The organism is Stutzerimonas decontaminans (genome assembly GCF_000661915.1).
Lineage (GTDB): Bacteria > Pseudomonadota > Gammaproteobacteria > Pseudomonadales > Pseudomonadaceae > Stutzerimonas > Stutzerimonas decontaminans.
Window position 1 is genome coordinate 3,859,770 of the sequence record NZ_CP007509.1, and the last position, 25,202, is coordinate 3,884,971.

General features: G+C 55.7%; 23 protein-coding genes, 6 tRNA genes, 3 rRNA genes and 1 pseudogene. 8 read left to right on the forward strand and 25 right to left on the reverse strand.

All coding sequences use genetic code 11. From position 1 onward, the window contains the following. Positions 1-108 precede the first annotated feature (108 nt). The 19 genes from rplL to UIB01_RS17960 form a co-directional block, all read right to left on the reverse strand. On the reverse strand, positions 109-477 hold the full coding sequence (gene rplL, locus UIB01_RS17870) for a 50S ribosomal protein L7/L12 (RefSeq protein WP_003291419.1): 369 nt from the start codon (positions 475-477) through the stop codon (positions 109-111). A gap of 75 nt (positions 478-552) precedes the next feature. Beyond that, positions 553-1,053: a 50S ribosomal protein L10 gene (rplJ, locus tag UIB01_RS17875; protein WP_003280824.1), complete on the reverse strand. Its 501-nt coding sequence runs from the start codon at positions 1,051-1,053 to the stop codon at positions 553-555. Between the two features lie 192 nt (positions 1,054-1,245). Then, on the reverse strand, positions 1,246-1,941 hold the full coding sequence (gene rplA, locus UIB01_RS17880) for a 50S ribosomal protein L1 (protein WP_038663390.1): 696 nt from the start codon (positions 1,939-1,941) through the stop codon (positions 1,246-1,248). Beyond that, positions 1,941-2,372 carry a 50S ribosomal protein L11 gene (gene rplK, locus UIB01_RS17885; RefSeq protein WP_003280820.1) on the reverse strand — a complete coding sequence of 144 codons (432 nt, stop codon included), beginning with the start codon at positions 2,370-2,372 and terminating at the stop codon, positions 1,941-1,943. The genes rplA and rplK overlap by 1 nt, the downstream gene beginning before the upstream one ends. 108 nt (positions 2,373-2,480) lie before the next feature. After that, positions 2,481-3,014 carry a transcription termination/antitermination protein NusG gene (gene nusG / locus UIB01_RS17890; RefSeq protein WP_038663393.1) on the reverse strand — a complete coding sequence of 178 codons (534 nt, stop codon included), beginning with the start codon at positions 3,012-3,014 and terminating at the stop codon, positions 2,481-2,483. A 9-nt stretch (positions 3,015-3,023) separates the two neighbouring features. Further along, a complete protein-coding gene (secE, locus tag UIB01_RS17895) occupies positions 3,024-3,392 on the reverse strand; it encodes a preprotein translocase subunit SecE (RefSeq protein ID WP_038663396.1) in 369 nt (122 codons plus the stop codon). Between the two features lie 42 nt (positions 3,393-3,434). Beyond that, a tRNA-Trp gene (locus UIB01_RS17900) sits at positions 3,435-3,510 on the reverse strand. Positions 3,511-3,561: 51 nt separating this feature from the next. After that, entirely contained in the window at positions 3,562-4,755 is a 1,194-nt protein-coding gene (gene tuf / locus UIB01_RS17905) for an elongation factor Tu (RefSeq protein ID WP_038663376.1), read from the reverse strand. Positions 4,756-4,839: 84 nt separating this feature from the next. Beyond that, positions 4,840-4,915, reverse strand: a tRNA-Thr gene (locus UIB01_RS17910). A 26-nt stretch (positions 4,916-4,941) separates the two neighbouring features. Continuing rightward, positions 4,942-5,015, reverse strand: a tRNA-Gly gene (locus UIB01_RS17915). 25 nt (positions 5,016-5,040) lie between these two features. Further along, a tRNA-Tyr gene (locus UIB01_RS17920) sits at positions 5,041-5,125 on the reverse strand. 141 nt (positions 5,126-5,266) lie between these two features. After that, positions 5,267-5,944, reverse strand: coding sequence for an SPOR domain-containing protein (locus UIB01_RS17925; protein WP_038663398.1), 678 nt, complete (start codon positions 5,942-5,944; stop codon positions 5,267-5,269). Positions 5,945-5,971: 27 nt separating this feature from the next. Then, on the reverse strand, positions 5,972-6,712 hold the full coding sequence (locus tag UIB01_RS17930; RefSeq protein ID WP_038663401.1) for a type III pantothenate kinase: 741 nt from the start codon (positions 6,710-6,712) through the stop codon (positions 5,972-5,974). After that, entirely contained in the window at positions 6,709-7,656 is a 948-nt protein-coding gene (birA, locus tag UIB01_RS17935; RefSeq protein ID WP_038663404.1) for a bifunctional biotin--[acetyl-CoA-carboxylase] ligase/biotin operon repressor BirA, read from the reverse strand. The genes UIB01_RS17930 and birA overlap by 4 nt, the downstream gene beginning before the upstream one ends. Before the next feature lie 121 nt (positions 7,657-7,777). Beyond that, positions 7,778-7,893, reverse strand: a 5S ribosomal RNA gene (gene rrf, locus UIB01_RS17940). 149 nt (positions 7,894-8,042) lie between these two features. Beyond that, positions 8,043-10,933, reverse strand: a 23S ribosomal RNA gene (locus UIB01_RS17945). A gap of 255 nt (positions 10,934-11,188) precedes the next feature. Next, positions 11,189-11,264: transfer RNA gene (locus tag UIB01_RS17950), tRNA-Ala, on the reverse strand. 30 nt (positions 11,265-11,294) lie between these two features. Further along, positions 11,295-11,371 (reverse strand) — tRNA-Ile (locus UIB01_RS17955). Positions 11,372-11,462: 91 nt separating this feature from the next. Beyond that, a 16S ribosomal RNA gene (locus UIB01_RS17960) occupies positions 11,463-12,999 on the reverse strand. Together the 16S, 23S and 5S rRNA genes with 2 tRNA genes alongside form the textbook arrangement of a ribosomal RNA operon. Before the next feature lie 101 nt (positions 13,000-13,100). On the opposite strand from UIB01_RS17960, the gene UIB01_RS17965 reads away from it, so the two are divergent. Further along, positions 13,101-13,541: a hypothetical protein gene (locus UIB01_RS17965; protein ID WP_038662833.1), complete on the forward strand. Its 441-nt coding sequence runs from the start codon at positions 13,101-13,103 to the stop codon at positions 13,539-13,541. Positions 13,542-13,550: 9 nt separating this feature from the next. Here UIB01_RS17965 and tyrS read toward each other — a convergent pair whose 3' ends face one another. Continuing rightward, positions 13,551-14,768 (reverse strand): tyrosine--tRNA ligase, encoded by a 1,218-nt coding sequence (gene tyrS, locus UIB01_RS17970; protein WP_038663406.1) that lies wholly within the window; start codon positions 14,766-14,768, stop codon positions 13,551-13,553. A gap of 170 nt (positions 14,769-14,938) precedes the next feature. On the opposite strand from tyrS, the gene UIB01_RS17975 reads away from it, so the two are divergent. Beyond that, positions 14,939-16,345 carry a peptidoglycan DD-metalloendopeptidase family protein gene (locus UIB01_RS17975; protein WP_051605109.1) on the forward strand — a complete coding sequence of 469 codons (1,407 nt, stop codon included), beginning with the start codon at positions 14,939-14,941 and terminating at the stop codon, positions 16,343-16,345. Between the two features lie 2 nt (positions 16,346-16,347). Further along, positions 16,348-17,439 carry an anhydro-N-acetylmuramic acid kinase gene (locus tag UIB01_RS17980; protein ID WP_038663407.1) on the forward strand — a complete coding sequence of 364 codons (1,092 nt, stop codon included), beginning with the start codon at positions 16,348-16,350 and terminating at the stop codon, positions 17,437-17,439. A gap of 51 nt (positions 17,440-17,490) precedes the next feature. Here UIB01_RS17980 and erpA read toward each other — a convergent pair whose 3' ends face one another. Together erpA and argC are read right to left on the reverse strand one after the other, a co-directional pair. After that, entirely contained in the window at positions 17,491-17,841 is a 351-nt protein-coding gene (gene erpA, locus UIB01_RS17985; RefSeq protein WP_003285497.1) for an iron-sulfur cluster insertion protein ErpA, read from the reverse strand. Positions 17,842-17,948: 107 nt separating this feature from the next. After that, positions 17,949-18,983: an N-acetyl-gamma-glutamyl-phosphate reductase gene (argC, locus tag UIB01_RS17990; protein ID WP_038663411.1), complete on the reverse strand. Its 1,035-nt coding sequence runs from the start codon at positions 18,981-18,983 to the stop codon at positions 17,949-17,951. A 128-nt stretch (positions 18,984-19,111) separates the two neighbouring features. Here argC and hemJ point away from each other — a divergent pair, with 128 nt between their 5' ends. Both hemJ and UIB01_RS18000 read left to right on the forward strand, forming a co-directional pair. Next, positions 19,112-19,540, forward strand: coding sequence for a protoporphyrinogen oxidase HemJ (hemJ, locus tag UIB01_RS17995; RefSeq protein ID WP_038663412.1), 429 nt, complete (start codon positions 19,112-19,114; stop codon positions 19,538-19,540). 120 nt (positions 19,541-19,660) lie between these two features. Next, the gene (locus UIB01_RS18000) at positions 19,661-20,617 is read left to right on the forward strand and encodes a DUF805 domain-containing protein (RefSeq protein WP_038663413.1); all 957 of its coding nucleotides are present in this window, start codon (positions 19,661-19,663) and stop codon (positions 20,615-20,617) included. 16 nt (positions 20,618-20,633) lie between these two features. On the opposite strand, the gene UIB01_RS18005 is transcribed toward UIB01_RS18000, so the two are convergent. Beyond that, positions 20,634-22,112 (reverse strand): AAA family ATPase, encoded by a 1,479-nt coding sequence (locus tag UIB01_RS18005; protein ID WP_038663416.1) that lies wholly within the window; start codon positions 22,110-22,112, stop codon positions 20,634-20,636. A gap of 78 nt (positions 22,113-22,190) precedes the next feature. Here UIB01_RS18005 and UIB01_RS18010 point away from each other — a divergent pair, with 78 nt between their 5' ends. Together UIB01_RS18010 and coq7 are read left to right on the forward strand one after the other, a co-directional pair. Beyond that, complete coding sequence (locus UIB01_RS18010; RefSeq protein WP_038663419.1) at positions 22,191-22,532, forward strand: histidine triad nucleotide-binding protein; 342 nt, start codon at positions 22,191-22,193, stop codon at positions 22,530-22,532. A gap of 51 nt (positions 22,533-22,583) precedes the next feature. Next, positions 22,584-23,231 (forward strand): 2-polyprenyl-3-methyl-6-methoxy-1,4-benzoquinone monooxygenase, encoded by a 648-nt coding sequence (coq7, locus tag UIB01_RS18015; RefSeq protein ID WP_038663422.1) that lies wholly within the window; start codon positions 22,584-22,586, stop codon positions 23,229-23,231. Positions 23,232-23,381: 150 nt separating this feature from the next. Here the strand turns inward: coq7 and UIB01_RS23140 are convergent. Together UIB01_RS23140 and UIB01_RS18020 are read right to left on the reverse strand one after the other, a co-directional pair. Continuing rightward, positions 23,382-23,639 (reverse strand): annotated as a pseudogene (locus tag UIB01_RS23140) (adenosylmethionine decarboxylase); the annotation flags it as partial. A 238-nt stretch (positions 23,640-23,877) separates the two neighbouring features. Beyond that, positions 23,878-24,300 (reverse strand): OsmC family protein, encoded by a 423-nt coding sequence (locus UIB01_RS18020; RefSeq protein ID WP_038663425.1) that lies wholly within the window; start codon positions 24,298-24,300, stop codon positions 23,878-23,880. A gap of 212 nt (positions 24,301-24,512) precedes the next feature. On the opposite strand from UIB01_RS18020, the gene crp reads away from it, so the two are divergent. Further along, a complete protein-coding gene (gene crp, locus UIB01_RS18025) occupies positions 24,513-25,157 on the forward strand; it encodes a cAMP-activated global transcriptional regulator CRP (RefSeq protein ID WP_015278313.1) in 645 nt (214 codons plus the stop codon). Positions 25,158-25,202: the final 45 nt, after the last annotated feature.

Genomic DNA, 25,202 nt, shown 5'->3' on the forward strand with positions numbered 1-25,202 from the left:
GGAACAGCCAGCATGGCTGACTCTTCATAACGGAAAAAGGCCGGTGGCAAGAGCCACCAGCCATCAGCCTTTCGCGAGTCGCTCGGGCTGTAGACGCAAGGTCGTCGCTTACTTGAGCTCGACTTTGGCGCCTGCTTCTTCCAGAGTCTTCTTGGCTGCTTCGGCTTCTTCTTTCGAAACGCCTTCCTTGACTACGCCCGGGGCGCCGTCAACGACAGCCTTGGCTTCTTTCAGGCCCAGACCGGTCAGTTCGCGAACAGCCTTGATCACGTTGACCTTCTTGTCGCCAGCTTCAGCCAGAACGATGGTGAACTCGGTTTGCTCTTCTACAGCAGCGGCAGCCGGGCCCGCAGCGGCAACGGTGGCGGCAGCAGCGGTAACGCCGAACTTCTCTTCCATTGCCTTGATCAGTTCAACAACCTGCATCACGGACATTTCGGAAACGGCGTTGATGATATCTTCGTTGGTCAGAGCCATGACTCTAGTTCCTGTATTTAGGTGAAGGCCTTCGGCCATCTAATTCAAAAAGTGATTGCGAAAGTAGCCAGTCGCTTAAGCGGCAGCAGCTTCTTTCTGGTCGCGAACGGCCGCCAGTGTACGAGCCAGCTTGCTGGTAGCGCCTTGAATAACGCTCATCAGCTGAGAAATGGCTTCGTCGTAGGTCGGCAGAGTTGCCAGAACGTCGATCTGATTGGCTGCGAGGAACTGACCCTCGAACGCAGCGGCCTTGATCTCGAACTTGTCCTGACCCTTGGAGAACTCCTTGAAGATACGAGCAGCAGCGCCCGGATGTTCGTTGGAGAACGCAATCAGGGTCGGGCCTTTGAACACGTCGTTGAGCACTTCGAACTGAGTGCCATCAACGGCGCGGCGCAGCAGGGTGTTACGTACAACGCGTACGTAAACGCCAGCTTCGCGGGCCTCTTTACGGAGTCCGGTCATGGCCCCCACGGTCACGCCACGGGCATCAGCCACGACAGCGGACAGGGCAGCTTTGGCAGCCTCGTTGACTTCAGCGACGATGGCTTTCTTGTCTTCGAGTTTGATTGCCACGGGTTACACTCCTGGATGTTACCGTTTCATCCGGTCGAGACCGGACGGGTGTTGGTGTCTGATTCGGTACGAATCGGGAGCACCTCTGCGTAGGCTTTTGGTTTAAGGCTTGCGCCGCCTACGGTCTTGGATAGCCCCCGCCAGGCAGGGACCCCAATCTTTTAAACGCCCCGCGAGCGAGGCGCTGCTGTCTTACGCTTCCAGGGAAGCCTGATCGATGACCAGTCCCGGACCCATCGTGGTGCTCAGGGTCACGCGCTTGACGTAAATACCTTTTGAAGTGGAAGGCTTCAGACGCTTCAGGTCAGAGAGCAGCGCTTCAACGTTCTGCTTCAGCTGGCCTGCCTCGAAACCGACCTTACCCACGGAGGTGTGAATGATCCCGTTTTTGTCGGTACGGAAACGCACCTGACCAGCCTTGGCGTTCTTAACGGCGGTAGCGACGTCAGGAGTAACAGTACCAACCTTCGGGTTAGGCATCAGGCCGCGCGGACCGAGGATCTGGCCCAGCTGACCAACGACACGCATGGCGTCTGGCGAAGCGATCACCACGTCGTAGTTCAGATCGCCACCTTTCATTTCGGCAGCCAGCTCGTCCATGCCAACGCGATCCGCACCAGCAGCCAAAGCAGCTTCGGCGCCCGGACCCTGAGTGAACACGGCGACGCGAACGCTCTTGCCAGTGCCGTTCGGCAGAACGGTAGCACCACGCACAACCTGATCGGATTTACGCGGATCCACGCCAAGATTGATCGCGATATCGAACGACTCGGTAAACTTCACTGCAGAGACTTCAGCCAGCAGCTTGGCGGCATCTTCGAACGAGTACTGCTTGCCAGCTTCAATCTTCTCGGCAATAGCCTTCTGGCGCTTGGTCAACTTAGCCATTACACACCCTCCACGTTCAGGCCCATGCTGCGAGCCGAACCTGCGATGGTTCGAACGGCAGCTTCCATTTCGGCAGCAGTCAGATCAGCCTGCTTGGTTTTGGCGATCTCTTCCAACTGCGCACGTGTAACGGTGCCGACCTTCTGGGTGTTTGGACGAGCGGAACCGCTGGTTATACCAGCAGCCTTCTTCAGCAGAACAGCAGCAGGAGTACTCTTGGTTTCAAAAGTAAAGCTGCGATCGCTGTAAACAGTGATGATCACTGGAGTCGGCAGACCAGGCTCCTGGCCTTGGGTCCGGGCATTGAACGCCTTGCAGAACTCCATGATATTGACGCCATGCTGACCCAGCGCAGGACCAACGGGCGGCGACGGGTTAGCCTGACCGGCCTTTACCTGTAGCTTGATGTAAGCTTGAATCTTCTTAGCCATAGTAACTCCGTTACGGGTTTTAGCGCCTTGCGGCTCCCCATTGCTGTTTTATCCCAGTGACGACAAAACCCCGCAGCTTGAAGCTGCGGGGCGGGATGCTTCGTTCAGTTAAACCTTTTCGACCTGACTGAACTCCAACTCTACCGGGGTAGAGCGACCGAAGATCAGGACCGCCACCTGGATCCGACTCTTCTCGTAGTTAACTTCTTCGACTACGCCATTGAAGTCAGCGAACGGACCATCCGCGACGCGGACCACCTCGCCCGGCTCGAAAAGCGTTTTAGGCTTAGGCTTGTCGGTTCCGTCAGCAACGCGACGCAGGATAGCCTCTGCCTCTTTATCGGTAATGGGCGCCGGCTTGTCTGCCGTACCACCAATGAAACCCATTACACGAGGAGTATCCTTGACGAGGTGCCAGGTACCCTCGTTCATCTCCATTTGAACAAGAACGTAGCCCGGAAAGAATTTACGCTCACTCTTGCGCTTCTGCCCGTTACGCATCTCGACCACTTCTTCGGTCGGGACAAGAATCTCGCCGAAGTCATCTTCCATGCCAGCAAGCTTGACACGCTCGACCAGAGAGCGCATGACGTGCTTCTCGTAACCCGAGTAAGCATGCACAACATACCAACGCTTAGCCACGAGACACCCTTAACCAACAACCATGGAGACCAACCAACCGAGCAGGGAATCAAGCCCCCACAGCAGCAGCGCCATCACAAGCACCACAACAACCACGATCAACGTAGTCTGGGTAGTCTCCTGACGGGTCGGCCATACGACCTTGCGAATTTCGCCACGCGCCTCTTTCAGCAACACAGCGAACGAGCGCCCCTTGGACGTTCGCAGCGCAACAAGCGCAGCAATAACACCAATCGCCAGGACCGCAAGGACACGATAGAGAATCGGCTCAGCGGAGTAATATTGATTACCGACGACGGCAACAACCACCAAAGCAGCCACAACAAGCCACTTCACCAGATCGAAGCGCGCGTCATTGGCTTCAGCTTTGATATTCATCTGCTAGAACCTTGTAAAGACTGCCAATTTCGTTATTGAAAATGGCAGGCCAGGAGGGAATCGAACCCCCAACCTGCGGTTTTGGAGACCGCCGCTCTGCCAATTGAGCTACTGGCCTAGAAAGAGTCAGGCCGACTATTATGCCGACCTGCTTCAAACAGATCAATCGTTATTCGATGATCTTGGCAACCACGCCGGCACCAACGGTACGACCACCTTCGCGAATCGCGAAGCGCAGGCCGTCTTCCATGGCGATCGGCTTGATCAGGGTAACAACCATTTTCACGTTGTCGCCCGGCATTACCATCTCAACGCCTTCCGGCAGTTCGCACGAACCGGTTACGTCAGTGGTACGGAAGTAGAACTGCGGACGGTAGCCCTTGAAGAACGGGGTGTGACGACCACCTTCTTCCTTGGACAGCACGTACACTTCTGCTTCGAACTTGGTGTGCGGCTTGATGGTGCCCGGCTTGGCCAGTACCTGACCACGCTCTACGTCGTCACGCTTGGTGCCGCGCAGCAGGACGCCACAGTTCTCACCAGCACGACCTTCGTCGAGCAGCTTGCGGAACATCTCGACACCGGTACAGGTGGTCTTAGTGGTATCACGCAGACCAACGATCTCGATTTCTTCCTGGATCTTGACGATACCGCGCTCTACACGACCGGTAACCACGGTGCCGCGACCGGAGATGGAGAATACGTCTTCGATCGGCATCAGGAACGGCTTGTCGATGGCGCGAACCGGCTCAGGGATGTAGGTATCCAGGGTCTCGACCAGCTTCTTGACGGCAGTGGTGCCCATCTCGTTGTCGTCTTGACCGTTCAGAGCCATCAGTGCGGAACCGATGATGATCGGAGTGTCGTCGCCCGGGAAGTCGTAAGTGCTGAGCAGATCGCGCACTTCCATTTCCACCAGCTCGAGCAGCTCGGCGTCATCAACCATGTCGGCCTTGTTCAGGAACACGACAATGTACGGAACACCTACCTGACGGGACAGCAGGATGTGCTCGCGAGTCTGCGGCATGGGGCCGTCAGCAGCCGAGCAAACCAGGATCGCGCCGTCCATCTGGGCAGCACCGGTGATCATGTTCTTCACATAGTCAGCGTGACCCGGGCAATCAACGTGCGCGTAGTGACGAATATTGGAATCGTACTCTACGTGAGCGGTGTTGATGGTGATACCGCGAGCCTTCTCTTCCGGGGCGCTATCGATCTTGTCGAAGTCGACACGAGCGGAACCGAAAACCTCGGAGCACACACGGGTCAGAGCAGCCGTCAGAGTGGTCTTGCCATGGTCGACGTGACCAATGGTGCCGACGTTGACGTGCGGTTTGTTACGTTCGAACTTTTCTTTAGCCATCGAGACCGTCTCCCATCGTTGAATTGAGCTAGTCACGCCACCATTAAAACAAAGGCAGATATTTACATATCTGCCTTTGGAGTTTGGAGCTCATGAGCGGATTTGAACCGCTGACCTCACCCTTACCAAGGGTGTGCTCTACCAACTGAGCTACATGAGCGAAGCATATTTCGTAACCATCGAAGCTGGAGCGGGTAGCGGGAATCGAACCCGCATCATCAGCTTGGAAGGCTGAGGTTCTACCACTAAACTATACCCGCGAACGCCGAAGCCTACGCTTGAATCTGGTGGAGGGGGAAGGATTCGAACCTTCGAAGTCTATGACGTCAGATTTACAGTCTGATCCCTTTGGCCGCTCGGGAACCCCTCCAAAGTGAGGCGGCATTTTCATCACTAGCCACCCTACTGTCAAGCTTTTTCTCATATAAATCTTGAGGTTAGCTGCACTGACAGTCGCCTCACCGGGGAAACTCTCAAACCCTACGGCGAAGCGGGCGCCATTCTATGCAAACTATTCGGAAGATGCAACGCCCACACAAGGCATTTGACGATGCTGCAACGCAGGCATGTCGTTCTTAAGGGCCTCCAAGATGCTGTCACCTAACTGACGCTGGCTAGCAGGCGCTACCCGCACCCAGTACTTGTTGTGCACTCTCGGCAACTCTCTCACCAAGGCCGAGTAATCCACTTCACGCAACCGAGCCACCACGCCCTCAGCCGAATCTTTACGGGAAAATATACCCAGCGAAATTCCGTTTGCCAGGTCGCCGACCGTAATAATGTAGCTATCAATATTGCGGCTTTGCAGTTCGCGCAATTGCCGCAGGGACGCCTGCCTCGAAGCTAGCGGCGGCAAATACACCCAATAATCCACGCCCGTGGCCACGTCCAGCTGCTGGACTTCAGACTGGATATCCAGACTCAGAAGCCGCTGCTCCAACGACTGCGCCGACAGCTCGTCATCAAACCCGCCGAGAAAGAGGCAACCACTATTATCGATGGCCCCGGAACGCGCACCCTCCGCCGCCCTTCGCGTACGCGACGACTCACTGAGCAGAGTGATGTTCGATTGGGGGCGACTGTACGCATCGAGAGGCGCAACCTCCTTAATACGTACAGGCGACTGGTAAAGGTGCTGCGCCCAGAAGAAGATATTCAACAGCACCAACAAAAGGAATAGCCAACGCATGCAAACTTCGACCTTATAGACATGACTCTATGGGCAAGCGATAGCTAAGCCCCGAAACACCAGATCAGGTATGCACCGTATTCGAGGGATATCGTTTATCAGCGCCACATCTCCGCCGGTGGCATAGATCTCGAATTCTGCCCCCAGATACTCGTCCGCCTGCAGAATTTGAGAGCTCACGAAGCCGCGCAACATCAGAAGGCAGCCTCTCTCCACCGCCTCAGTAGTGCACCGCCCCGGGGCAGTCACGCGTCGGGACGTAGTAATGTCCTCCAGCGAATAGCTGATACGACGTGTATGGGTATGTAACTGATGCCGTAGCAGAGCAATACCCGGGCTTATATATCCCCCCAGATGCATGCCTTGGGAATCCACTAAATCGACCGTGACGGCCGTCCCTAAATCAATCACCATCATTGCATTACGCTTGAGCTGGAACGCCCCAACCATGGCGAGCCAACGATCCATCCCTAGTTGCCTGTGATCGACATATCCATTTATCACACCTCCAAGCTGGATTGATGGAGACGCTCGTTCAACATCAACACCCAGGACCTCAGAGAGGCGCAGGCATAACTCATCCGTCTCGCGGTCTCCGCGAACGCTGACTAGCCGTGCACGTATGACGTCCGCTCCCACCACACCGGAAATTTCATTAACTAGATCGACAACGGAGGCAGAAGCGCCTTGGGCAGCCACCAAACCGGTGTCGATGCCCAGCACGCGCCATTTAATAAAGCTGTTTCCGCAATCCAGCTCCAGAATCATTGATCCAGCCTCAAGCTTAACTCTCCACCACTGAACGAGCGCTGGTCCCCGTTGATCATGAGCCTAAGCCCACCCTCTTCGTCTACACCCAACACAACGCCGGAATAATCTTGCGATCCTGTGCTTAACGTACAGCTCCGCCCCTGCCATATATGGTTGGACTCCCACTCCTGCTTCAGTGCGGAGAAACCTGCTTCGGCATGTCGTTCTAAATATCGCTTTAGCGTGCCTGCCAACGTCAGTACTAGTTCGTTCCGATCAACCATGCCGACGTGCTCTCTGATTGACGTCCAGAGCTGATCTATACCTGCAGCCTCAACCATATTTACGTTGATGCCTATACCGATGATCACATGACATACGTCGGCCGGGTCGCCAGTTAGCTCTAACAAGATTCCCGCGATCTTACGGCCATCAACGTAAACGTCGTTTGGCCATTTCAAACCAGCCTGCGGAAGCCCAATCAAACGCAGAGTCTGCATAACAGCTAGCCCAACAACCAAACTCATGCCGGCAAGTTGCCCCGCCCCACCCTGCACCCTGATTGCTAGACTGAAGTACAAGTTCTGCCCGAAGGGGCTCACCCAGGAGCGGCCACGCCTGCCGCGCCCTGAAGTCTGCGCTTCCGCAAGCACCAGGAACGGAACCTCTTCTAACTGTAAAAGGCGTAAGGCTTCGGCATTAGTCGAACCCACCGATTCACAAAGATGCAACGACCATCCGAAGCACATTAATTCCGGTGCAAGCTTTTCCTTCTCGAGCAATGAGAGAGACTCGGCTAAGCGGTATCCGCGCCCAGGAACCTTAAAGACCGTAACCAAAGCATCGGCCTGGATACGCTGAACAAGCTTCCAGACAGCGCTTCGACTAACGCCTAGCGCCTCCCCCAACTCCTCACCGGAATGAAAGCGCCCATCTTGGAGCAACCTCAACAGCCTATTCATGCCACCCCCAATAGCGAGGTCCGAATAATAGCGGCAGCGGCAGCCAGTGCCTACAGCGGCTTTCTTCAGCGCAAAAGCAAACCCCCGACCGGATTACTCCGATCGGGGGTTTGGGATAAGAGCTTGACGATGACCTACTCTCACATGGGGAGACCCCACACTACCATCGGCGATGCGTCGTTTCACTACTGAGTTCGGGATGGGATCAGGTGGTTCCAACGCTCTATGGTCGTCAAGCAATTCGGTTGGGGAGTCGGTGTTGAGTCGCTTCCCCTAATTGGGTATGTGATGTCTGTTTCGATGTTACTTGCGAGTGTTGCTGATCTTCGGTTTGTTTGTCGACTTCAACCGTCTGACACGCAAACATCAAATTGTTTGGGTGTTATATGGTCAAGCCTCACGGGCAATTAGTATTGGTTAGCTCAACGCCTCACAGCGCTTACACACCCAACCTATCAACGTCGTAGTCTTCGACGGCCCTTCAGGGAGCTCAAGGCTCCAGTGAGATCTCATCTTGAGGCAAGTTTCCCGCTTAGATGCTTTCAGCGGTTATCTCTTCCGAACGTAGCTACCCGGCAATGCCACTGGCGTGACAACCGGAACACCAGAGGTTCGTCCACTCCGGTCCTCTCGTACTAGGAGCAGCCCCTCTCAAATCTCAAACGTCCACGGCAGATAGGGACCGAACTGTCTCACGACGTTCTAAACCCAGCTCGCGTACCACTTTAAATGGCGAACAGCCATACCCTTGGGACCGGCTTCAGCCCCAGGATGTGATGAGCCGACATCGAGGTGCCAAACACCGCCGTCGATATGAACTCTTGGGCGGTATCAGCCTGTTATCCCCGGAGTACCTTTTATCCGTTGAGCGATGGCCCTTCCATACAGAACCACCGGATCACTAAGACCTACTTTCGTACCTGCTCGACGTGTCTGTCTCGCAGTCAAGCGCGCTTTTGCCTTTATACTCTACGACCGATTTCCGACCGGTCTGAGCGCACCTTCGTACTCCTCCGTTACTCTTTAGGAGGAGACCGCCCCAGTCAAACTACCCACCATACACTGTCCTCGATCCGGATAACGGACCAGAGTTAGAACCTCAAAGTTGCCAGGGTGGTATTTCAAGGATGGCTCCACGCGAACTGGCGTCCACGCTTCAAAGCCTCCCACCTATCCTACACAAGCAAATTCAAAGTCCAGTGCAAAGCTATAGTAAAGGTTCACGGGGTCTTTCCGTCTAGCCGCGGATACACTGCATCTTCACAGCGATTTCAATTTCACTGAGTCTCGGGTGGAGACAGCGCCGCCATCGTTACGCCATTCGTGCAGGTCGGAACTTACCCGACAAGGAATTTCGCTACCTTAGGACCGTTATAGTTACGGCCGCCGTTTACCGGGGCTTCGATCAAGAGCTTCGCTTGCGCTAACCCCATCAATTAACCTTCCGGCACCGGGCAGGCGTCACACCCTATACGTCCACTTTCGTGTTTGCAGAGTGCTGTGTTTTTAATAAACAGTCGCAGCGGCCTGGTATCTTCGACCGGCATGGGCTTACGTAGTAAATACTTCACCCTCACCGGCGCACCTTCTCCCGAAGTTACGGTGCCATTTTGCCTAGTTCCTTCACCCGAGTTCTCTCAAGCGCCTTGGTATTCTCTACCCAACCACCTGTGTCGGTTTGGGGTACGGTTCCTAGTTACCTGAAGCTTAGAGGCTTTTCCTGGAAGCATGGCATCAACCACTTCGCTTTCTAAAAGAAAGCTCGTCATCAGCTCTCGGCATTAAGATCCCGGATTTACCTAAGATCTCTGCCTACCACCTTAAACAAGGACAACCAACGCCTTGCTGGCCTAGCCTTCTCCGTCCCCCCATCGCAGTAACTAGAAGTACGGGAATATTAACCCGTTTCCCATCGACTACGCTCTTCAGCCTCGCCTTAGGGACCGACTCACCCTGCGTCGATTAACGTTGCGCAGGAACCCTTGGTCTTTCGGCGTGCGAGTTTTTCACTCGCATTGTCGTTACTCATGTCAGCATTCGCACTTCTGATACCTCCAGCCAGCTTCTCAACTGACCTTCACAGGCTTACAGAACGCTCCTCTACCGCTCAACTTGCGTTGAACCCGTAGCTTCGGTACCTGGTTTGAGCCCCGTTACATCTTCCGCGCAGGCCGACTCGACTAGTGAGCTATTACGCTTTCTTTAAAGGGTGGCTGCTTCTAAGCCAACCTCCTAGCTGTCTAAGCCTTCCCACATCGTTTCCCACTTAACCAGGATTTTGGGACCTTAGCTGACGGTCTGGGTTGTTTCCCTTTTCACGACGGACGTTAGCACCCGCCGTGTGTCTCCCGTGCTGACACTTGCTGGTATTCGGAGTTTGCATCGGTTTGGTAAGTCGGGATGACCCCCTAGCCGAAACAGTGCTCTACCCCCAGCAGTGATACACGAGGCGCTACCTAAATAGCTTTCGAGGAGAACCAGCTATCTCCGAGCTTGATTAGCCTTTCACTCCGATCCACAGGTCATCCGCTAACTTTTCAACGGTAGTCGGTTCGGTCCTCCAGTCAGTGTTACCTAACCTTCAACCTGCCCATGGATAGATCGCCCGGTTTCGGGTCTATTCCCAGCGACTAAACGCCCTATTAAGACTCGCTTTCGCTACGCCTCCCCTATTCGGTTAAGCTCGCCACTGAAAATAAGTCGCTGACCCATTATACAAAAGGTACGCAGTCACCTAACAAAGTAGGCTCCCACTGCTTGTACGCATACGGTTTCAGGTTCTATTTCACTCCCCTCTCCGGGGTTCTTTTCGCCTTTCCCTCACGGTACTGGTTCACTATCGGTCAGTCAGTAGTATTTAGCCTTGGAGGATGGTCCCCCCATATTCAGACAAAGTTTCTCGTGCTCCGTCCTACTCGATTTCACTTCTAAGATCCTTTCGCGTACAGGGCTATCACCCACTATGGCCGCACTTTCCAGAGCGTTCCGCTAAAATCAAAGAAGCTTAAGGGCTAATCCCCGTTCGCTCGCCACTACTAAGGGAATCTCGGTTGATTTCTTTTCCTCAGGGTACTTAGATGTTTCAGTTCCCCTGGTTCGCCTCACACACCTATGTATTCAGTGTGTGATAACCATCTTATGATGGCTGGGTTCCCCCATTCAGACATCTCCGGATCAAAGTCTGTTTGCCGACTCCCCGAAGCTTTTCGCAGGCTACCACGTCTTTCATCGCCTCTGACTGCCAAGGCATCCACCGTATGCGCTTCTTCACTTGACCATATAACCCCAAGCAATCTGGTTACTGTCTAATAACGTGAAGACGACATTCGCCGAAAATCCGCAATTTTACTCGCAAATTTTACCTTGACTTGAATAACCACCAGTGAAAGTGATCACTCAAATCTACTTCTATCACATACCCAAATTTTTAAAGAACACTTCTGGCGCAAAGACCAGAAATCAATACCCTCAAACATCCGGCAGGATGCCCAAGCAGCACTCATTTCTGAGCTTTCAGCGATTATCGAGTTAATGGTGGAGCCAAGGAGGATCGAACTCCTGACCTCCTGCGTGCAAAGCAGGCGCTCTCCCAGCTGAGCTATGGCCCCATCTACAGATCGGCCACATCCCATGACAATTGGTGGGTCTGGGCAGATTCGAACTGCCGACCTCACCCTTATCAGGGGTGCGCTCTAACCAACTGAGCTACAGACCCAATCGTCTCTCTCGGGTCGAAACCCAATCGCTTTTCGCTAGTGAATCAAGCAATTCGTGTGGGAGCTTATGAAGAAGCTGAAGTCTTCGATTAAGGAGGTGATCCAGCCGCAGGTTCCCCTACGGCTACCTTGTTACGACTTCACCCCAGTCATGAATCACTCCGTGGTAACCGTCCCCCCGAAGGTTAGACTAGCTACTTCTGGAGCAACCCACTCCCATGGTGTGACGGGCGGTGTGTACAAGGCCCGGGAACGTATTCACCGTGACATTCTGATTCACGATTACTAGCGATTCCGACTTCACGCAGTCGAGTTGCAGACTGCGATCCGGACTACGATCGGTTTTATGGGATTAGCTCCACCTCGCGGCTTGGCAACCCTTTGTACCGACCATTGTAGCACGTGTGTAGCCCAGGCCGTAAGGGCCATGATGACTTGACGTCATCCCCACCTTCCTCCGGTTTGTCACCGGCAGTCTCCTTAGAGTGCCCACCATAACGTGCTGGTAACTAAGGACAAGGGTTGCGCTCGTTACGGGACTTAACCCAACATCTCACGACACGAGCTGACGACAGCCATGCAGCACCTGTGTCAGAGTTCCCGAAGGCACCAATCCATCTCTGGAAAGTTCTCTGCATGTCAAGGCCTGGTAAGGTTCTTCGCGTTGCTTCGAATTAAACCACATGCTCCACCGCTTGTGCGGGCCCCCGTCAATTCATTTGAGTTTTAACCTTGCGGCCGTACTCCCCAGGCGGTCGACTTAATGCGTTAGCTGCGCCACTAAGATCTCAAGGATCCCAACGGCTAGTCGACATCGTTTACGGCGTGGACTACCAGGGTATCTAATCCTGTTTGCTCCCCACGCTTTCGCACCTCAGTGTCAGTATTAGCCCAGGTGGTCGCCTTCGCCACTGGTGTTCCTTCCTATATCTACGCATTTCACCGCTACACAGGAAATTCCACCACCCTCTGCCATACTCTAGCTCGCCAGTTTTGGATGCAGTTCCCAGGTTGAGCCCGGGGCTTTCACATCCAACTTAACGAACCACCTACGCGCGCTTTACGCCCAGTAATTCCGATTAACGCTTGCACCCTTCGTATTACCGCGGCTGCTGGCACGAAGTTAGCCGGTGCTTATTCTGTCGGTAACGTCAAAACAGCAAGGTATTAACTTACTGCCCTTCCTCCCAACTTAAAGTGCTTTACAATCCGAAGACCTTCTTCACACACGCGGCATGGCTGGATCAGGCTTTCGCCCATTGTCCAATATTCCCCACTGCTGCCTCCCGTAGGAGTCTGGACCGTGTCTCAGTTCCAGTGTGACTGATCATCCTCTCAGACCAGTTACGGATCGTTGCCTTGGTGAGCCTTTACCTCACCAACTAGCTAATCCGACCTAGGCTCATCTATTAGCGCAAGGCCCGAAGGTCCCCTGCTTTCTCCCGTAGGACGTATGCGGTATTAGCGTTCCTTTCGAAACGTTGTCCCCCACTAATAGGCAGATTCCTAGGCATTACTCACCCGTCCGCCGCTGAATCAGAGAGCAAGCTCCCTTCATCCGCTCGACTTGCATGTGTTAGGCCTGCCGCCAGCGTTCAATCTGAGCCATGATCAAACTCTTCAGTTCAATACTGCTTGGGTTTTGAGAAAACCCTAAACTTGGCTCAGCAATCGCAAATCTCTTTACAAGTAAAGAGTAACTCTCGAATAAACGAGTGTTGCTTTGTGATGCTGATAATCTATCTGACCATCAGTCTTACATTCACAAGCACCCACACGAATTGCTTGATTCAGTTGTTAAAGAGCGTTTCGATCAAGTCTTTCGTCTCAACCGAGGCCACGCATTCTACAGCAGCCTTGTTACCTGTCAAGCTGTTTTTGAAGAATTTTTCGTTTCTTCTCAACCGCTTGCGCTTCCGATCAATTCTCATCTCTCGTCAGCGGGAGGCGAATCATACAGCGTTCAAAACCGCTGTCAACCACCTCTTTCATCCGCTTCCGATCAACCTGACCGAAGCCACCAACAGGACTCAACCACCACCCTGCCAGCCCAGCGCATTCTACTCGAATCCGCCATCCGTGCAACCTTTTTATCTCGCTAACCTTTTGATTTACAAGAGGTTTTGCTTAAGGACTGCGCCGGAAGTGGTGCGCATTATAGGGGCCTGAAATTCAGCGTCAACCGGTTATTTCAGTTTTCTCCAGTTTCAGCGAAACACGCGCAAAGGCCTTCTTGCCAGCCTGGCAAACATGGGTCGCCCCGCACTTGAATACAAAGGTACGATCCACGACTTCTCCATCAACACGCACCCCGCCCGCACCCAACAGATCGCGCGCCATCGCTGCATTCTTAACAAGAGCGGCCTTATTAAGCACTGATGCAATAGGCATATCCTGATCAGATAACAGCTCGACCTCCGGCAGATCGTCAGGAAGCTCGCCATCTTTCATGCGATTGCCAGCGGAGCGATGTGCCGCCGCGGCAGCTTCGTCACCATGGAAGCGCGAGACAATCTCCTCTGCCAGCTTGATCTTAATATCCCGCGGGTTGGCCCCGCGCTCAACATCCGCACGGAGCTGATCGATTTCGGCCTGCGAACGAAAACTGAGCAGCTCAAAGTACCGCCACATCAGAGCATCGGGAATCGACACCAGCTTGCTATACATGACTCCCGGAGACTCTTGGATGCCGACATAATTCCCGAGGGACTTCGACATTTTCTTCACGCCATCCAACCCCTCTAGCAACGGCATCGTCACTACGCACTGAGATGCCTGACCGTAGGCCCGCTGCAACTCGCGCCCCATCAGAAGGTTGAATTTCTGATCCGTCCCGCCCAGCTCGATGTCAGCCCTCAACGCTACAGAGTCGTAGCCCTGCACCAGCGGATACAAAAACTCATGGATGGCGATTGGTTGATTGGTCGAGTAGCGCTTGTTGAAATCATCACGCTCAAGCATGCGCGCGACAGTGTACTGAGAGGCCAGACGAATGAAGTCGGCAGGAGTAAGCTGATCCATCCAGGTCGAATTGAACGCCACTTCGGTTTTCGCCGGATCGAGAATCTTGAAAACCTGAGCCTTGTACGTTTCGGCGTTCTCTAGAACCTGATCCCGCGTCAACGGTGGCCGCGTAGCGCTTTTGCCACTTGGGTCACCAATCATCCCGGTGAAATCCCCTATAAGGAAGATCACCTGATGCCCCAGCTCCTGAAGCTGGCGCATTTTATTGATGAGGACGGTATGCCCGAGATGAAGATCGGGAGCGGTTGGGTCGAATCCCGCTTTAACGCGCAGCGGCTCGCCCCGCTCAAGCTTAGCGATCAACTCCGACTCAACGAGTACCTCATCAGCACCCCGTTTGATCACCGACAGTTGCTCTTCAACCGACTTCATCGCAAGCCCCGTACCATTGTTAAAGGGCAACAACCTTACAAGATCGCCGGCCGATTACAAGCCGCACGCCTCGACCGGCCGGCAGGGCAGCCGCCACAAGGGTTGCCTCCACGGCACTTTGCTTATATTTTAGACAGTTATTTCCCGTACAAAAATATGCCAGAAGCCCAATGATGCCTTCCAAATCAAAAGCTCCGAACTACCCCAAGAGCCACCTTCTGGCTGCCAGTGGTGTAGCTGCGCTGCTGAGCCTGGCGCTGCTTGTATTTCCATCGCGTGAAGTGGAGGCGAAGAAGACCTTCATTGATCTGCAGCTTCAGTCTTCATCTGGACAGATAGTTGTGGAGCCTGGCGACAGCGAACCGGGCCTGGCTGAGTCTCCGTTCGCCACCACACCGAGCATTTCGTCCGCCGCCAAGACTGCTGAGCTACCGGAAGAGCAATCCGCTCAGGTGCCCGCTCCAACGCCAGACCCTCTGACGAAGACCGTAGTAGTGGCCAATGGAGATACGCTATCAACGGTATTCGCCAAGGTGGGCCTTTCTCCATCGGTGATGCATGCCGTACTCTCGAGCAGCAAGGACGCTAAGGAGTTCTCTCGCTTGAGGATTGGTCAGTCACTTGAGTTCCAGCTGACCGAGCTGGGCGAGCTGGCGAGTCTACGTAGCAAACTCAGCAGCTTGGAAACGCTTGCGCTTGAGAAGACCTCCGATGGCTATACGTTCAAAAAGGAACAGGTCAGGCCCGACGTCACCCCCACATATGCTCGTGGCGAGATCGATAGCAGCCTTTTTCTCGCAGCGAAGCGTGCTGGCCTCAGCCATAACCTGACGATGGATTTAGCCAACGTATTTGGTTACGACATCGACTTCGCACTCGATATTCGTAAAGGCGACAGTTTCGAAGTCATTTACGAAGAGAAGACAGTAGAAGGGCGGCGCGTCGGAACCGGCAACATCCTCGCGGCGCGCTTTACCAATCGAGGCAAAACCTATTCCGCCGTTCGCTACACCAATAAAGATGGCGTGACCAGCTACTACAATGCTGACGGTACCAGCATGCGCAAAGCGTTCATCCGAACGCCAGTTGATTTTGCCCGTATCAGCTCTCGCTTCTCCAACGGTCGCAAGCATCCGATCCTGAACAAGATCCGAGCACACAAAGGGGTTGATTATGCAGCTCCGCACGGAACGCCAATCAAAAGCGCTGGTGACGGCAAGGTGTTGCTTGCCGGGCGCAAGGGCGGTTATGGCAACACGGTGATCATCCAGCACGGGCAGCGCTACCGCACCCTTTATGCACATATGCAAGGATTTGCCAAAGGTGTGCGTAACGGATCCACTGTCAAGCAAGGTCAGATCATTGGCTACATCGGCACCACTGGCCTTTCTACCGGCCCACATCTGCATTATGAGTTTCAGGTCGATGGCGTCCATGTCGACCCGCTTGGCCTGAAGCTGCCGATGGCCGATCCAATCGCTCAAAACGAGAAACAGCGATTCATGCAACTGAGCCAGCCTTTGATGGCGCGGATGGATGAAGAGAAGGCCACCGTTTTGGCGCTCAACCAGCAATAAGCATGTCTTTTTATCTGGGAGTGATGTCCGGCACCAGCCTTGACGGCCTGGACGTCGCACTCATCGAGCAGAGCACTCGAACTCGGCTGATAGCCACCCGCTTCCAGGAAATGCCTGCGCAACTCCGCCACGAGCTACTGACTTTGTGTTCCTCCGGCGACGACGAGCTGGCACGCGCAGCCATGGCGGAGAATCAATGGGCTACGCTGGCAGCCGAAACAATCGCTCAGTTGCTCATCGAACAGCAGCTTACCCCGCAGTCAATACGCGCTATTGGCAGCCATGGCCAGACTGTTAGGCATGAGCCCCATCTTGGGTTCACAATCCAGATTGGCAACCCTGCCCTACTAGCGGAATTGACCGGCATAACCGTCGTTAGCGATTTCCGCCGACGCGATGTCGCGGCCGGCGGTCATGGCGCGCCGCTCGTGCCTGCTTTCCACGAATCAATCTTCGGCAGCTCCCAACGAGTTCGTGCGGTTCTAAACGTCGGAGGATTCAGCAATCTCAGCATCCTGTATCCGGGCAACCCGACCCATGGTTTCGATTGCGGACCTGGCAATGTCCTGATGGACGCCTGGATTCAGCGCCACAAGGGATTGGCATTTGACCGCAATGGCGCCTGGGCCGCGACCGGCATCGTGGATGAGGACTTACTTACGTCGATGCTCGGCGAAGCGTTTTTCAAGACCCTCGGCCCAAAGAGTACCGGACGCGAACTTTTCAACCTGGCCTGGCTAGATACGCATCTCAAAGGACGTGATTATCTGCGGACTGAGGACGTCCAGGCGACACTGCTGGAATTGACGGCCAGGAGCATTGCTGAGTCGCTCATCGGAACTCAGCGACAAGTGCAGGAGCTGCTTGTTTGTGGCGGAGGGGCGCATAACGCTGCGCTGATGCAGAGGCTACAGATGCTGCTGCCGACCTGCGAGGTCAAAAGCACAGACAGCGAGGGGGTGCCGCCGGACTGGGTGGAAGCAATGGCCTTTGCCTGGCTGGCCCACTGCTGCCTGGAGCGCATACCCGCAAATCGCCCTGCGGTCACCGGCGCACGGGGCACTCGAGTCCTTGGCGCTATCTACCCTGCTTGATGCTTGAAACGAAAACGCCGTGCAGTGCACGGCGCTTCGAGCCAGAAAAAGTCAGATAGAAAACGACTGGCCACATCCACAGGTGGTCGTAGCGTTTGGATTTTTGATCACGAAACGCGAGCCTTCCAGCCCTTCCTGATAATCCACTTCTGCACCAGCCAGGTACTGGTAACTCATGGGGTCGACCACGAGACTCACACCTTCTCGCTCGATGATCGTATCGTCGTCGGCCACATCTTCATCGAAGGTGAAACCGTACTGGAAACCCGAGCAGCCACCACCTGTGACGAAGACTCGCAACTTCAAGCGCGGATTGCCCTCCTCATCGACCAAGCTCTTCACCTTGCTCGCGGCCCCCTGACTGAACTGGATGGCGGTGGGCGTGAAGGATTCGACACTCATTGGTTTCTCCTGGCGTGAAATGCCCTACTGCATTGACGGCGCATTATCGGCTTTCCTGACAAAACCGGTCAACTATTCGACCATTCACGACGAACGAGCTGTAAACCTTATGGCAGCAATGCAACGTTGCCGAGCCCCAGCTTCTCGTTCAGATCGAACAAGATATTCATATTCTGGATCGCTTGGCCAGACGCGCCTTTCACCAGGTTGTCGATCACGGACAGTACGACCACGAGATCTCCGCCTTGAGGGCGATGCACGGCGATGCGGCAGACGTTGGCGCCGCGTACGCTACGTGTTTCCGGGTGACTTCCGGCCGGCATGACATCGACGAAAGGCTCGTTGGCGTAACGCTGCTCGTAGAGGCTTTGAAGGTCCACGGACGTGTCAGCGACGGTGGCGTACAGCGTCGCGTGAATACCACGAATCATTGGCGTCAGATGTGGTACGAAAGTCAGCCCGACGCCGCCCCCCGCTGCTCGGCGCAGACCTTGGCTAATCTCCGGTAGATGGCGATGCCCTTTTACCGCGTACGCCATCATGCTTTCGCCAGCCTCGGTGAACAGAGAGCCTATCTTGGCCGCACGACCGGCACCGCTTACGCCGGATTTACAGTCGGCAATCAGGCGCGAATTATCAGCAAGACCGTTTTCAAGTAACGGTAAAAAGCCCAACTGGGTGGCCGTCGGATAGCACCCAGGAACAGCAATCAGGCGTGCCTTTCTGATCTGCTCGCGATTGACCTCAGGTAGACCGTACACGGCCTCGGAAAGCAGCTCGGGTGCACCGTGAGCCTGACCGTACCACTTCGCCCACTCTTCGGCATCCTGCAGACGGAAATCGGCGGACAGGTCGATAACCCGTGTACCGGCCGCCAACAATTCGCCGGCCAATGCGTGGGCGACGCCGTGGGGGGTTGCGAAGAACACAACGTCGCACCCACCCAGCGTCGCGGCATCTGGAACGCTGAAAGCGAGATCGTCATAGTGGCCTCGAAGATTGGGATACATGTCGGTGACCTTCACCCCATCTTCGGAGCGAGATGTGATGACAGCCACTTCCGCCTGGGGATGCTGAGCAAGCAGGCGCAGCAATTCGACACCCGTATAGCCTGTGCCGCCAACGATACCGACCTTGATCATGACCTGCCCTCAACTGAAAACGTAAAAGCGCGATGATAAAGCTGCTTTAGTCGCGGGCCAACAGTCGGGGTGACGAGGGCGAACACAGCCACTACTATCGACGCATTCGCCTTCACAGGATTCAATCGATGCTCTACCTCTGGCTAAAAGCGCTGCACATCATTGCCGTTGTCTGCTGGTTCGCTGGCCTGTTCTATCTGCCCCGCCTGTTCGTCTATCACGCGATGAGTGACGATCAACCCAGTCGGGAGCGCTTCAAAGTCATGGAACGCAAGTTATACCGCGGCATTATGCTTCCATCGATGATCGCCACGCTGGTGTTCGGCATCTGGATGGTCATTCTGAATCCGGGCTTGTTCGGTACGGGGGGCTGGCTTCACGCCAAGCTGGCGCTGGTGCTTATGTTGGTCGGCTATCACCACGTATGCGGCGCACAGCTGAAGCGGTTCGCTCGTGACGAGAACATGCGCGGGCACGTGTTCTATCGCTGGTTCAATGAGGTTCCGGTTCTATTTCTGCTGGCCATCGTGATTCTCGTCGTCGTTAAACCCTTCTGAGACGACTGACCTCTGATGAGCATTGTGTTACCTGACTCGGAATCCGGAGCAAACATTATTGTTTCGGCCGTTCCACCCCTCTAATCTGCCCCCACCATTTAGTTGTGACATGGACGCCACATGCAAGAAGCTCAATTCAAGATCGTCTTCACTGGCGAGTTGATGCCCAACATGCCGCTCGAGGCAGTCAAGGCGAACCTGGCCGCGCTGTTCAAGACCGACCCAAGCAAGGTCGATCGACTGTTCAGCGGCCAGGCGGCCGTGATCAAAAGCAAACTCAATAGCCAAGAAGCCGACAAGTATCTCGGCGCACTGCACCGCGCTGGCGCCAAAGCACACAAAGAGCTCGATCGCCCCGTTCCCGCCTTGAGCCTTGTTCAGACGGACGAAGAGCTCGCGGCTGCCCAGGCCGACAACCCGCCAGCCGCAGTAATGACGTGCCCCAAATGCGGGCACGCACAAAGCCAGGCCAGCGAATGCAGTGCGTGCGGCATCGTCATCGAGAAGTATCTGGCGCGTCAGGCGCAGCTTCGCGAGAGCGCTGCGACTCAGGTGGCAAGCACGACCATTTCCCCTTACACGCCGCCTTCTGCCAACGTCAGCGAAGCAATGCCGCTGCATGGCGAGCTCAAGCCATTATCCGTCACCGGCCGGATCGGCCGCCTGCGCTATCTGGCGTGGTCTCTGGTCATCATGTTTGTGGCAACGGGGCTGTTCGGTGTCGCCGCAATCATCATGGCAATCTCCAGCACAATGGGGCTTATCTGCATGGGTTTGATCGGCGTCGGCATGCTCGTGGTCAGCGTGCAGATCGGTGTTCAGCGCCTGCATGACTTCGGGTGGTCCGGCTGGCTGATCCTGCTCAATCTGGTTCCCGTGCTGGGCAGCCTGTTCCCCTTCGTCATGCTATTGATGCCTGGAAACCGCGAGGCCAATCGCTATGGTTCGCCACCACCGCCTAACAGCCGACCGGTGAAAATCCTCGCCGCGCTGTGGCTGTTGCTGATCATCTCCGGTCTGGTGGCTGCGTTGACTGTCCCAGCACTGGTAGCAATGCGTCAGGGAGCCGGCTTCTAGCTACCGGAAGCGAGCCTCAATCGGCTTGTACCGTACGCCCCCTTGCCCACTCCCGCAGTGCATCGAGACGCTCGGCCATGACCACCGACAACGGTGATGTTGCGCGTATGCCTTCGAGCAGCATCGCCTGATCGACATGTCGTTGCTGGGCTTGGCCGGCATAGACCGCACTGACCACGACCTGCTCGATCTCCGCCCCCGAGAAGCCGTCGCTGGCGTCGGCCAGCACCATCAGGCCCAATTCATCAGGTTTCAGCTCACGTCGCGCGAGATGGATGCGGAAGATCTCCGCGCGCGTCGCGAGATCCGGCAGATCAACGAAGAAAAGCTCGTCGAAGCGCCCCTTTCGCAACAGCTCTGCCGGCAACCGATCAATAGCATTTGCCGTAGCGACCATGAACACTGGCGCCGAGCGTTCGGCCATCCATGTCAGCAACGTACCCAGTACCCGCTGGCTTACCCCGCCATCCATATCGCCGGTCGCCAGGCCTTTTTCTATCTCATCCATCCACAGCACACAGGGCGCCATCTGTTCCGCAAGGCTCAGCGCTTCGCGCAAATTACGCTCCGTTTCGCCAAAGTACTTGTTGTACAAGCACGCGAAATCCAGCCGCAGCAAAGGCAAGCCCCACAACCCGGCGACCGCTTTGGCGGCAAGGCTTTTGCCTCCACCTTGCACCCCTACGAGCATCACGCCGCGCGGCAGATCATCGCCCTGCCCCCCCAGAAAGGCACCCTGCCGCTCCGCCAACCAACGTTTGAAATTGGCCAGCCCAGCCACCTCCGCGAAACGCGCTGTCTCGTACTCGAAACCCAGCACCCCATCGAGATCCAGCAGCTGAAACTTGCTGCGATTGAGCTCAGGCAGGTCTTCCTGCGTGATCGCACCGTCATCACAGATAACATTGCGCGCCAACGCCCGCGCCTCCGCATGGCTTAGCCCACGTAGATTTTTCACCACCTGCTGCAAGGTGCGGTTGTCGGTGCGAACTCGAGCGCCGCGATTACGCTCGCTCCAGCGCGTGGCCTCTTCACGGACGATGGCGAGCAGCTCCTCCTCGGCCGGTAGCGAAAGACTGAACCGTGCCGCATAGCGTTGCACTTCAGGCGGTAGTTTCAGCGCGTGCGAGACCAGCACCAGCGTCGGCGCGACAGGCGCTTCACTCATCGCAATGTCCTTAAGCAGCCGCACCAACTTCGGCTCGTCGAGGTACGGGTGCAGGTCGCAGAAGACGTACAAATTCGGCTGGGAGTCGTGCTTGACCAGTTTCAGCGCTAGCTCAGGCGCACAGCTTTCCTCGCCCCCCTGCAGCTCGCCGCCAAAGGACAGGTGACGTAGCCCCTCAGTCGCCGACCACAGGTAGAAGCCCAACCCCTGCCGCACAGCAAGCCCCGTCAGCGTCTCCAGCACCCTGCGCTCGTCCCACGACTCGACCAGCACTAGACGGACTCTCGAATCCAACACTAGGCCCAAATCATGAATATCGTTCTTCATATCACCTCCCTGTACCGTCTCACCATGGCGCATATGCCCTGATACACTGTGTGGCCGACGCTCTTCCGGAGAACCGCCATGGATTGTCTGTTTTGCAAGATCGTGGCCGGGGAAATTCCCGCACGCAAGCTTTACGAAGACGATCAGGTTATCGCCTTCCACGACATCGCGGCTCAGGCCCCGGTGCACTTTCTGGTGATTCCGAAGAAACATATCGCCACCTTGCACGACCTGAGCGAGGAGCACGACAAGGCGCTCGCCGGACATATCCTCTTGACTGCGCAGCGCCTGGCGAAAGAACAAGGTTGCCAGGACGGTTTTCGCGTGGTGATGAATTGCAACGACCTGGGCGGGCAAACGGTCAACCATATTCACATGCATGTACTCGGTCAGCGGCAGATGCATTGGCCGCCGGGCTGACAGTCAAGCGCTGCAGCCTCACCCGCGGTTTCAACTTGTCCCGGAGGACATATGACCAGCCAACGCCACTATTCTCCAGCTGACCGTCTGTTGATGCAGGCCGATTCAGCACTGCGGACGCTGCTGCCTTTCAGTGGCCAGCCAGCACGCCCGTCTCCGGCCGTACTGAAGGACGAGGCGGAGCTGAGCGAGAGCGAAACTCGACACATCGCCGGCCTGATGCGCATCAACCACACAGGCGAAGTCTGCGCCCAGGCGTTGTATCAAGGCCAGGCCTTAACGGCCCGCCTCCCGCAGGTGCGCCAAGCAATGGAACAGGCCGCTGATGAGGAGATCGATCATTTGGCCTGGTGTGAACAACGCATCCGTCAGTTAGGCAGCCACACCAGCGTGCTCAATCCACTGTTCTACGGGCTGTCGTTCGGTATTGGAGCTACGGCTGGCCTGATCAGCGACCGCATCAGCCTGGGCTTCGTTGCCGCGACGGAGGATCAGGTCTGCAAACACCTGGACGAGCATTTAGGCCAGTTGCCGGCAAGCGACGAAAAATCCCGCGCCATTCTCGAACAGATGCGCGAGGATGAAGCACAGCATTCCACGGCAGCCATCGAAGCAGGCGGCCTGCGCTTCCCGGCCCCCATAAAGTTCGGCATGAGCCTGGTTTCCAAGGTCATGACCAAGGCGACTTATCGCATCTGACGTTTGCCACGAAGAAGGGCGCAGAATCGCCCTTATCAATGACAAGGCTGCTGAAGCCTACGCAGGACGCGGCATGCTGAACGCAGCGAAGACTTCCAGCATCCCGTGACGCAACCGCTCTTCGATATGCTTGCGCTGCTCCGACAAGAGGAGCAGCGCAAGTATGGTTTCTGACAGGGAGCAGGGGGCAGGCGACTTCTTAATCTGACTAGCGGCGGGCGTCACCAGAACGGGATAGTCTCGCCGGCGACCTGCGGCTCGTAATACCGGCCGGCAATATTCAGTATGTTGGCGCCAATGATGCCTACAACCTCGGCCAGAACATGGTCAAGCCACTTGGCGTCGTATTCTCCATTGATGTACCACACATGCTTGCGGGTCTTCAGACGTCCCGACATAACGGATGTCCTAGATGTTTCAGGCCCTGGTCGAGTTACTGGACCCGTGGAGCTTGCAGTTTGCTTTTACCATTGAAGAACACCCTTGCCGGGATTTATCCCCGCCATAGGCCGAAGTATCGGCGTAGACGGTGAGGCCTTTCCGCGCGGGAACGAACGCCCGAGTCAATCAGGGCACGCATGATGCAGAGTGAGGCCGTCGGCGTTGTCGGAGGTCGACTTCCCCCGACGGGTGGGGCAGTTGGCAGTCAGTCGAGCTCGACGATCTCGTAAGCATGGCTGATCTCGACGCCGGCACGACCAAGCATGATGGAGGCCGAGCAATACTTCTCTGCCGAAAGCTCGACCGCGCGCTTGACCTGGGCGTCCTTCAGCGAGCGACCCTTGACGACGAAACGCAGATGAATCTTGGTAAACACCTTTGGGTCTTCGGATGCGCGGTCGGCCTCAACGAAGACTTCGCAACTATCCACCGCCTGCCGCGATTTTTTCAGGATGCTCACTACATCGAAGTTACTGCAACCACCCAAGCCAAGTAGCAGCATCTCCATGGGGCGCACGCCAAGGTTACGTCCGCCGTTTTCGGGTGGGCCATCCATCACGACGACATGGCCACTGCCGGACTCGCCAAGGAACATCGCACCGTCGACCCATTGAATGCGCGCTTTCATCGCCAACTCCAATAAAAACAGGGCGGGTAGCTTAGCATGGGCCTTTAAATCGACAGCGTCACATACGCGACTAAAGGTGCGTTGACCCACACGTTTCGCCTGTCGCAACTTAACAACTGCTCCGCCTTGGTCTGTTAAGCTCACGAAAGCTGAATGACAGCCACATATAACAATAATCAGTCTTTATTGAATACTTATCCGGGACCCACAGCATGGTAGCTATCTCTCTTACGCCCAAGATAAAGAATATCGACAAGTTGCTCGCGCACTGCCATAGACGGCGGTACACGGCGAAAAGCACGATCATTTACGCAGGCGACCGGTGCGAGTCGCTTTTTTTCATCGTCAAAGGCTCAGTCACCATTCTTATCGAGGATGACGATGGCCGCGAGATGATCATCGCCTACCTGAATGCGGGTGACTTTTTCGGAGAGATGGGGCTTTTCGAGAAGGAAGGGACGGAAAAGGAACGCAGTGCCTGGGTCCGCGCAAAGACCGAATGCGAAGTTGCCGAACTGAGCTATGCGAAGTTTCGCGAGCTGACCCAGCAGGACCCGGACATTCTCTACGCCCTCGGCAGCCAGATGGCCGAGCGGCTGCGCAATACCACACGCAAAGTCGGAGATTTGGCCTTCCTCGACGTTACTGGCCGCGTGGCGCGTACATTGCTGGACCTGTGCAAGCAGCCCGACGCCATGACCCATCCTGATGGCATGCAGATCAAGATCACTCGCCAGGAAATCGGCCGTATCGTCGGCTGCTCCCGCGAAATGGTCGGCCGCGTACTCAAGAGCCTGGAAGCCCAGGGGCTTGTCTACGTTAAAGGCAAGACCATGGTGGTGTTCGGTACTCGCTGATCATTCAGACCGCTACCTGCCGGCGCAACACGCGCTGGCAGGCGG

What these genes read in the sequence shown, in the direction of transcription:
- coq7 (WP_038663422.1), top strand. Translation starts at nt 22,584, where the DNA reads ATGACCAGCCAACGCCACTATTCTCCAGCTGACCGTCTGTTGATGCAG.
- UIB01_RS18005 (WP_038663416.1), bottom strand. Translation starts at nt 22,112, where the DNA reads ATGAAGAACGATATTCATGATTTGGGCCTAGTGTTGGATTCGAGAGTC.
- argC (WP_038663411.1), bottom strand. Translation starts at nt 18,983, where the DNA reads ATGATCAAGGTCGGTATCGTTGGCGGCACAGGCTATACGGGTGTCGAA.
- tyrS (WP_038663406.1), bottom strand. Translation starts at nt 14,768, where the DNA reads ATGAAGTCGGTTGAAGAGCAACTGTCGGTGATCAAACGGGGTGCTGAT.
- UIB01_RS18010 (WP_038663419.1), top strand. Translation starts at nt 22,191, where the DNA reads ATGGATTGTCTGTTTTGCAAGATCGTGGCCGGGGAAATTCCCGCACGC.
- birA (WP_038663404.1), bottom strand. Translation starts at nt 7,656, where the DNA reads ATGAATAGGCTGTTGAGGTTGCTCCAAGATGGGCGCTTTCATTCCGGT.
- UIB01_RS17925 (WP_038663398.1), bottom strand. Translation starts at nt 5,944, where the DNA reads ATGCGTTGGCTATTCCTTTTGTTGGTGCTGTTGAATATCTTCTTCTGG.
- UIB01_RS17930 (WP_038663401.1), bottom strand. Translation starts at nt 6,712, where the DNA reads ATGATTCTGGAGCTGGATTGCGGAAACAGCTTTATTAAATGGCGCGTG.
- erpA (WP_003285497.1), bottom strand. Translation starts at nt 17,841, where the DNA reads ATGAGTGTCGAATCCTTCACGCCCACCGCCATCCAGTTCAGTCAGGGG.
- crp (WP_015278313.1), top strand. Translation starts at nt 24,513, where the DNA reads ATGGTAGCTATCTCTCTTACGCCCAAGATAAAGAATATCGACAAGTTG.
- UIB01_RS17965 (WP_038662833.1), top strand. Translation starts at nt 13,101, where the DNA reads ATGCTGATAATCTATCTGACCATCAGTCTTACATTCACAAGCACCCAC.
- UIB01_RS18020 (WP_038663425.1), bottom strand. Translation starts at nt 24,300, where the DNA reads ATGAAAGCGCGCATTCAATGGGTCGACGGTGCGATGTTCCTTGGCGAG.
- UIB01_RS18000 (WP_038663413.1), top strand. Translation starts at nt 19,661, where the DNA reads ATGCAAGAAGCTCAATTCAAGATCGTCTTCACTGGCGAGTTGATGCCC.
- UIB01_RS17975 (WP_051605109.1), top strand. Translation starts at nt 14,939, where the DNA reads ATGATGCCTTCCAAATCAAAAGCTCCGAACTACCCCAAGAGCCACCTT.
- UIB01_RS17980 (WP_038663407.1), top strand. Translation starts at nt 16,348, where the DNA reads ATGTCTTTTTATCTGGGAGTGATGTCCGGCACCAGCCTTGACGGCCTG.
- rplA (WP_038663390.1), bottom strand. Translation starts at nt 1,941, where the DNA reads ATGGCTAAGTTGACCAAGCGCCAGAAGGCTATTGCCGAGAAGATTGAA.
- hemJ (WP_038663412.1), top strand. Translation starts at nt 19,112, where the DNA reads ATGCTCTACCTCTGGCTAAAAGCGCTGCACATCATTGCCGTTGTCTGC.
- secE (WP_038663396.1), bottom strand. Translation starts at nt 3,392, where the DNA reads ATGAATATCAAAGCTGAAGCCAATGACGCGCGCTTCGATCTGGTGAAG.
- rplL (WP_003291419.1), bottom strand. Translation starts at nt 477, where the DNA reads ATGGCTCTGACCAACGAAGATATCATCAACGCCGTTTCCGAAATGTCC.
- tuf (WP_038663376.1), bottom strand. Translation starts at nt 4,755, where the DNA reads ATGGCTAAAGAAAAGTTCGAACGTAACAAACCGCACGTCAACGTCGGC.
- rplK (WP_003280820.1), bottom strand. Translation starts at nt 2,372, where the DNA reads ATGGCTAAGAAGATTCAAGCTTACATCAAGCTACAGGTAAAGGCCGGT.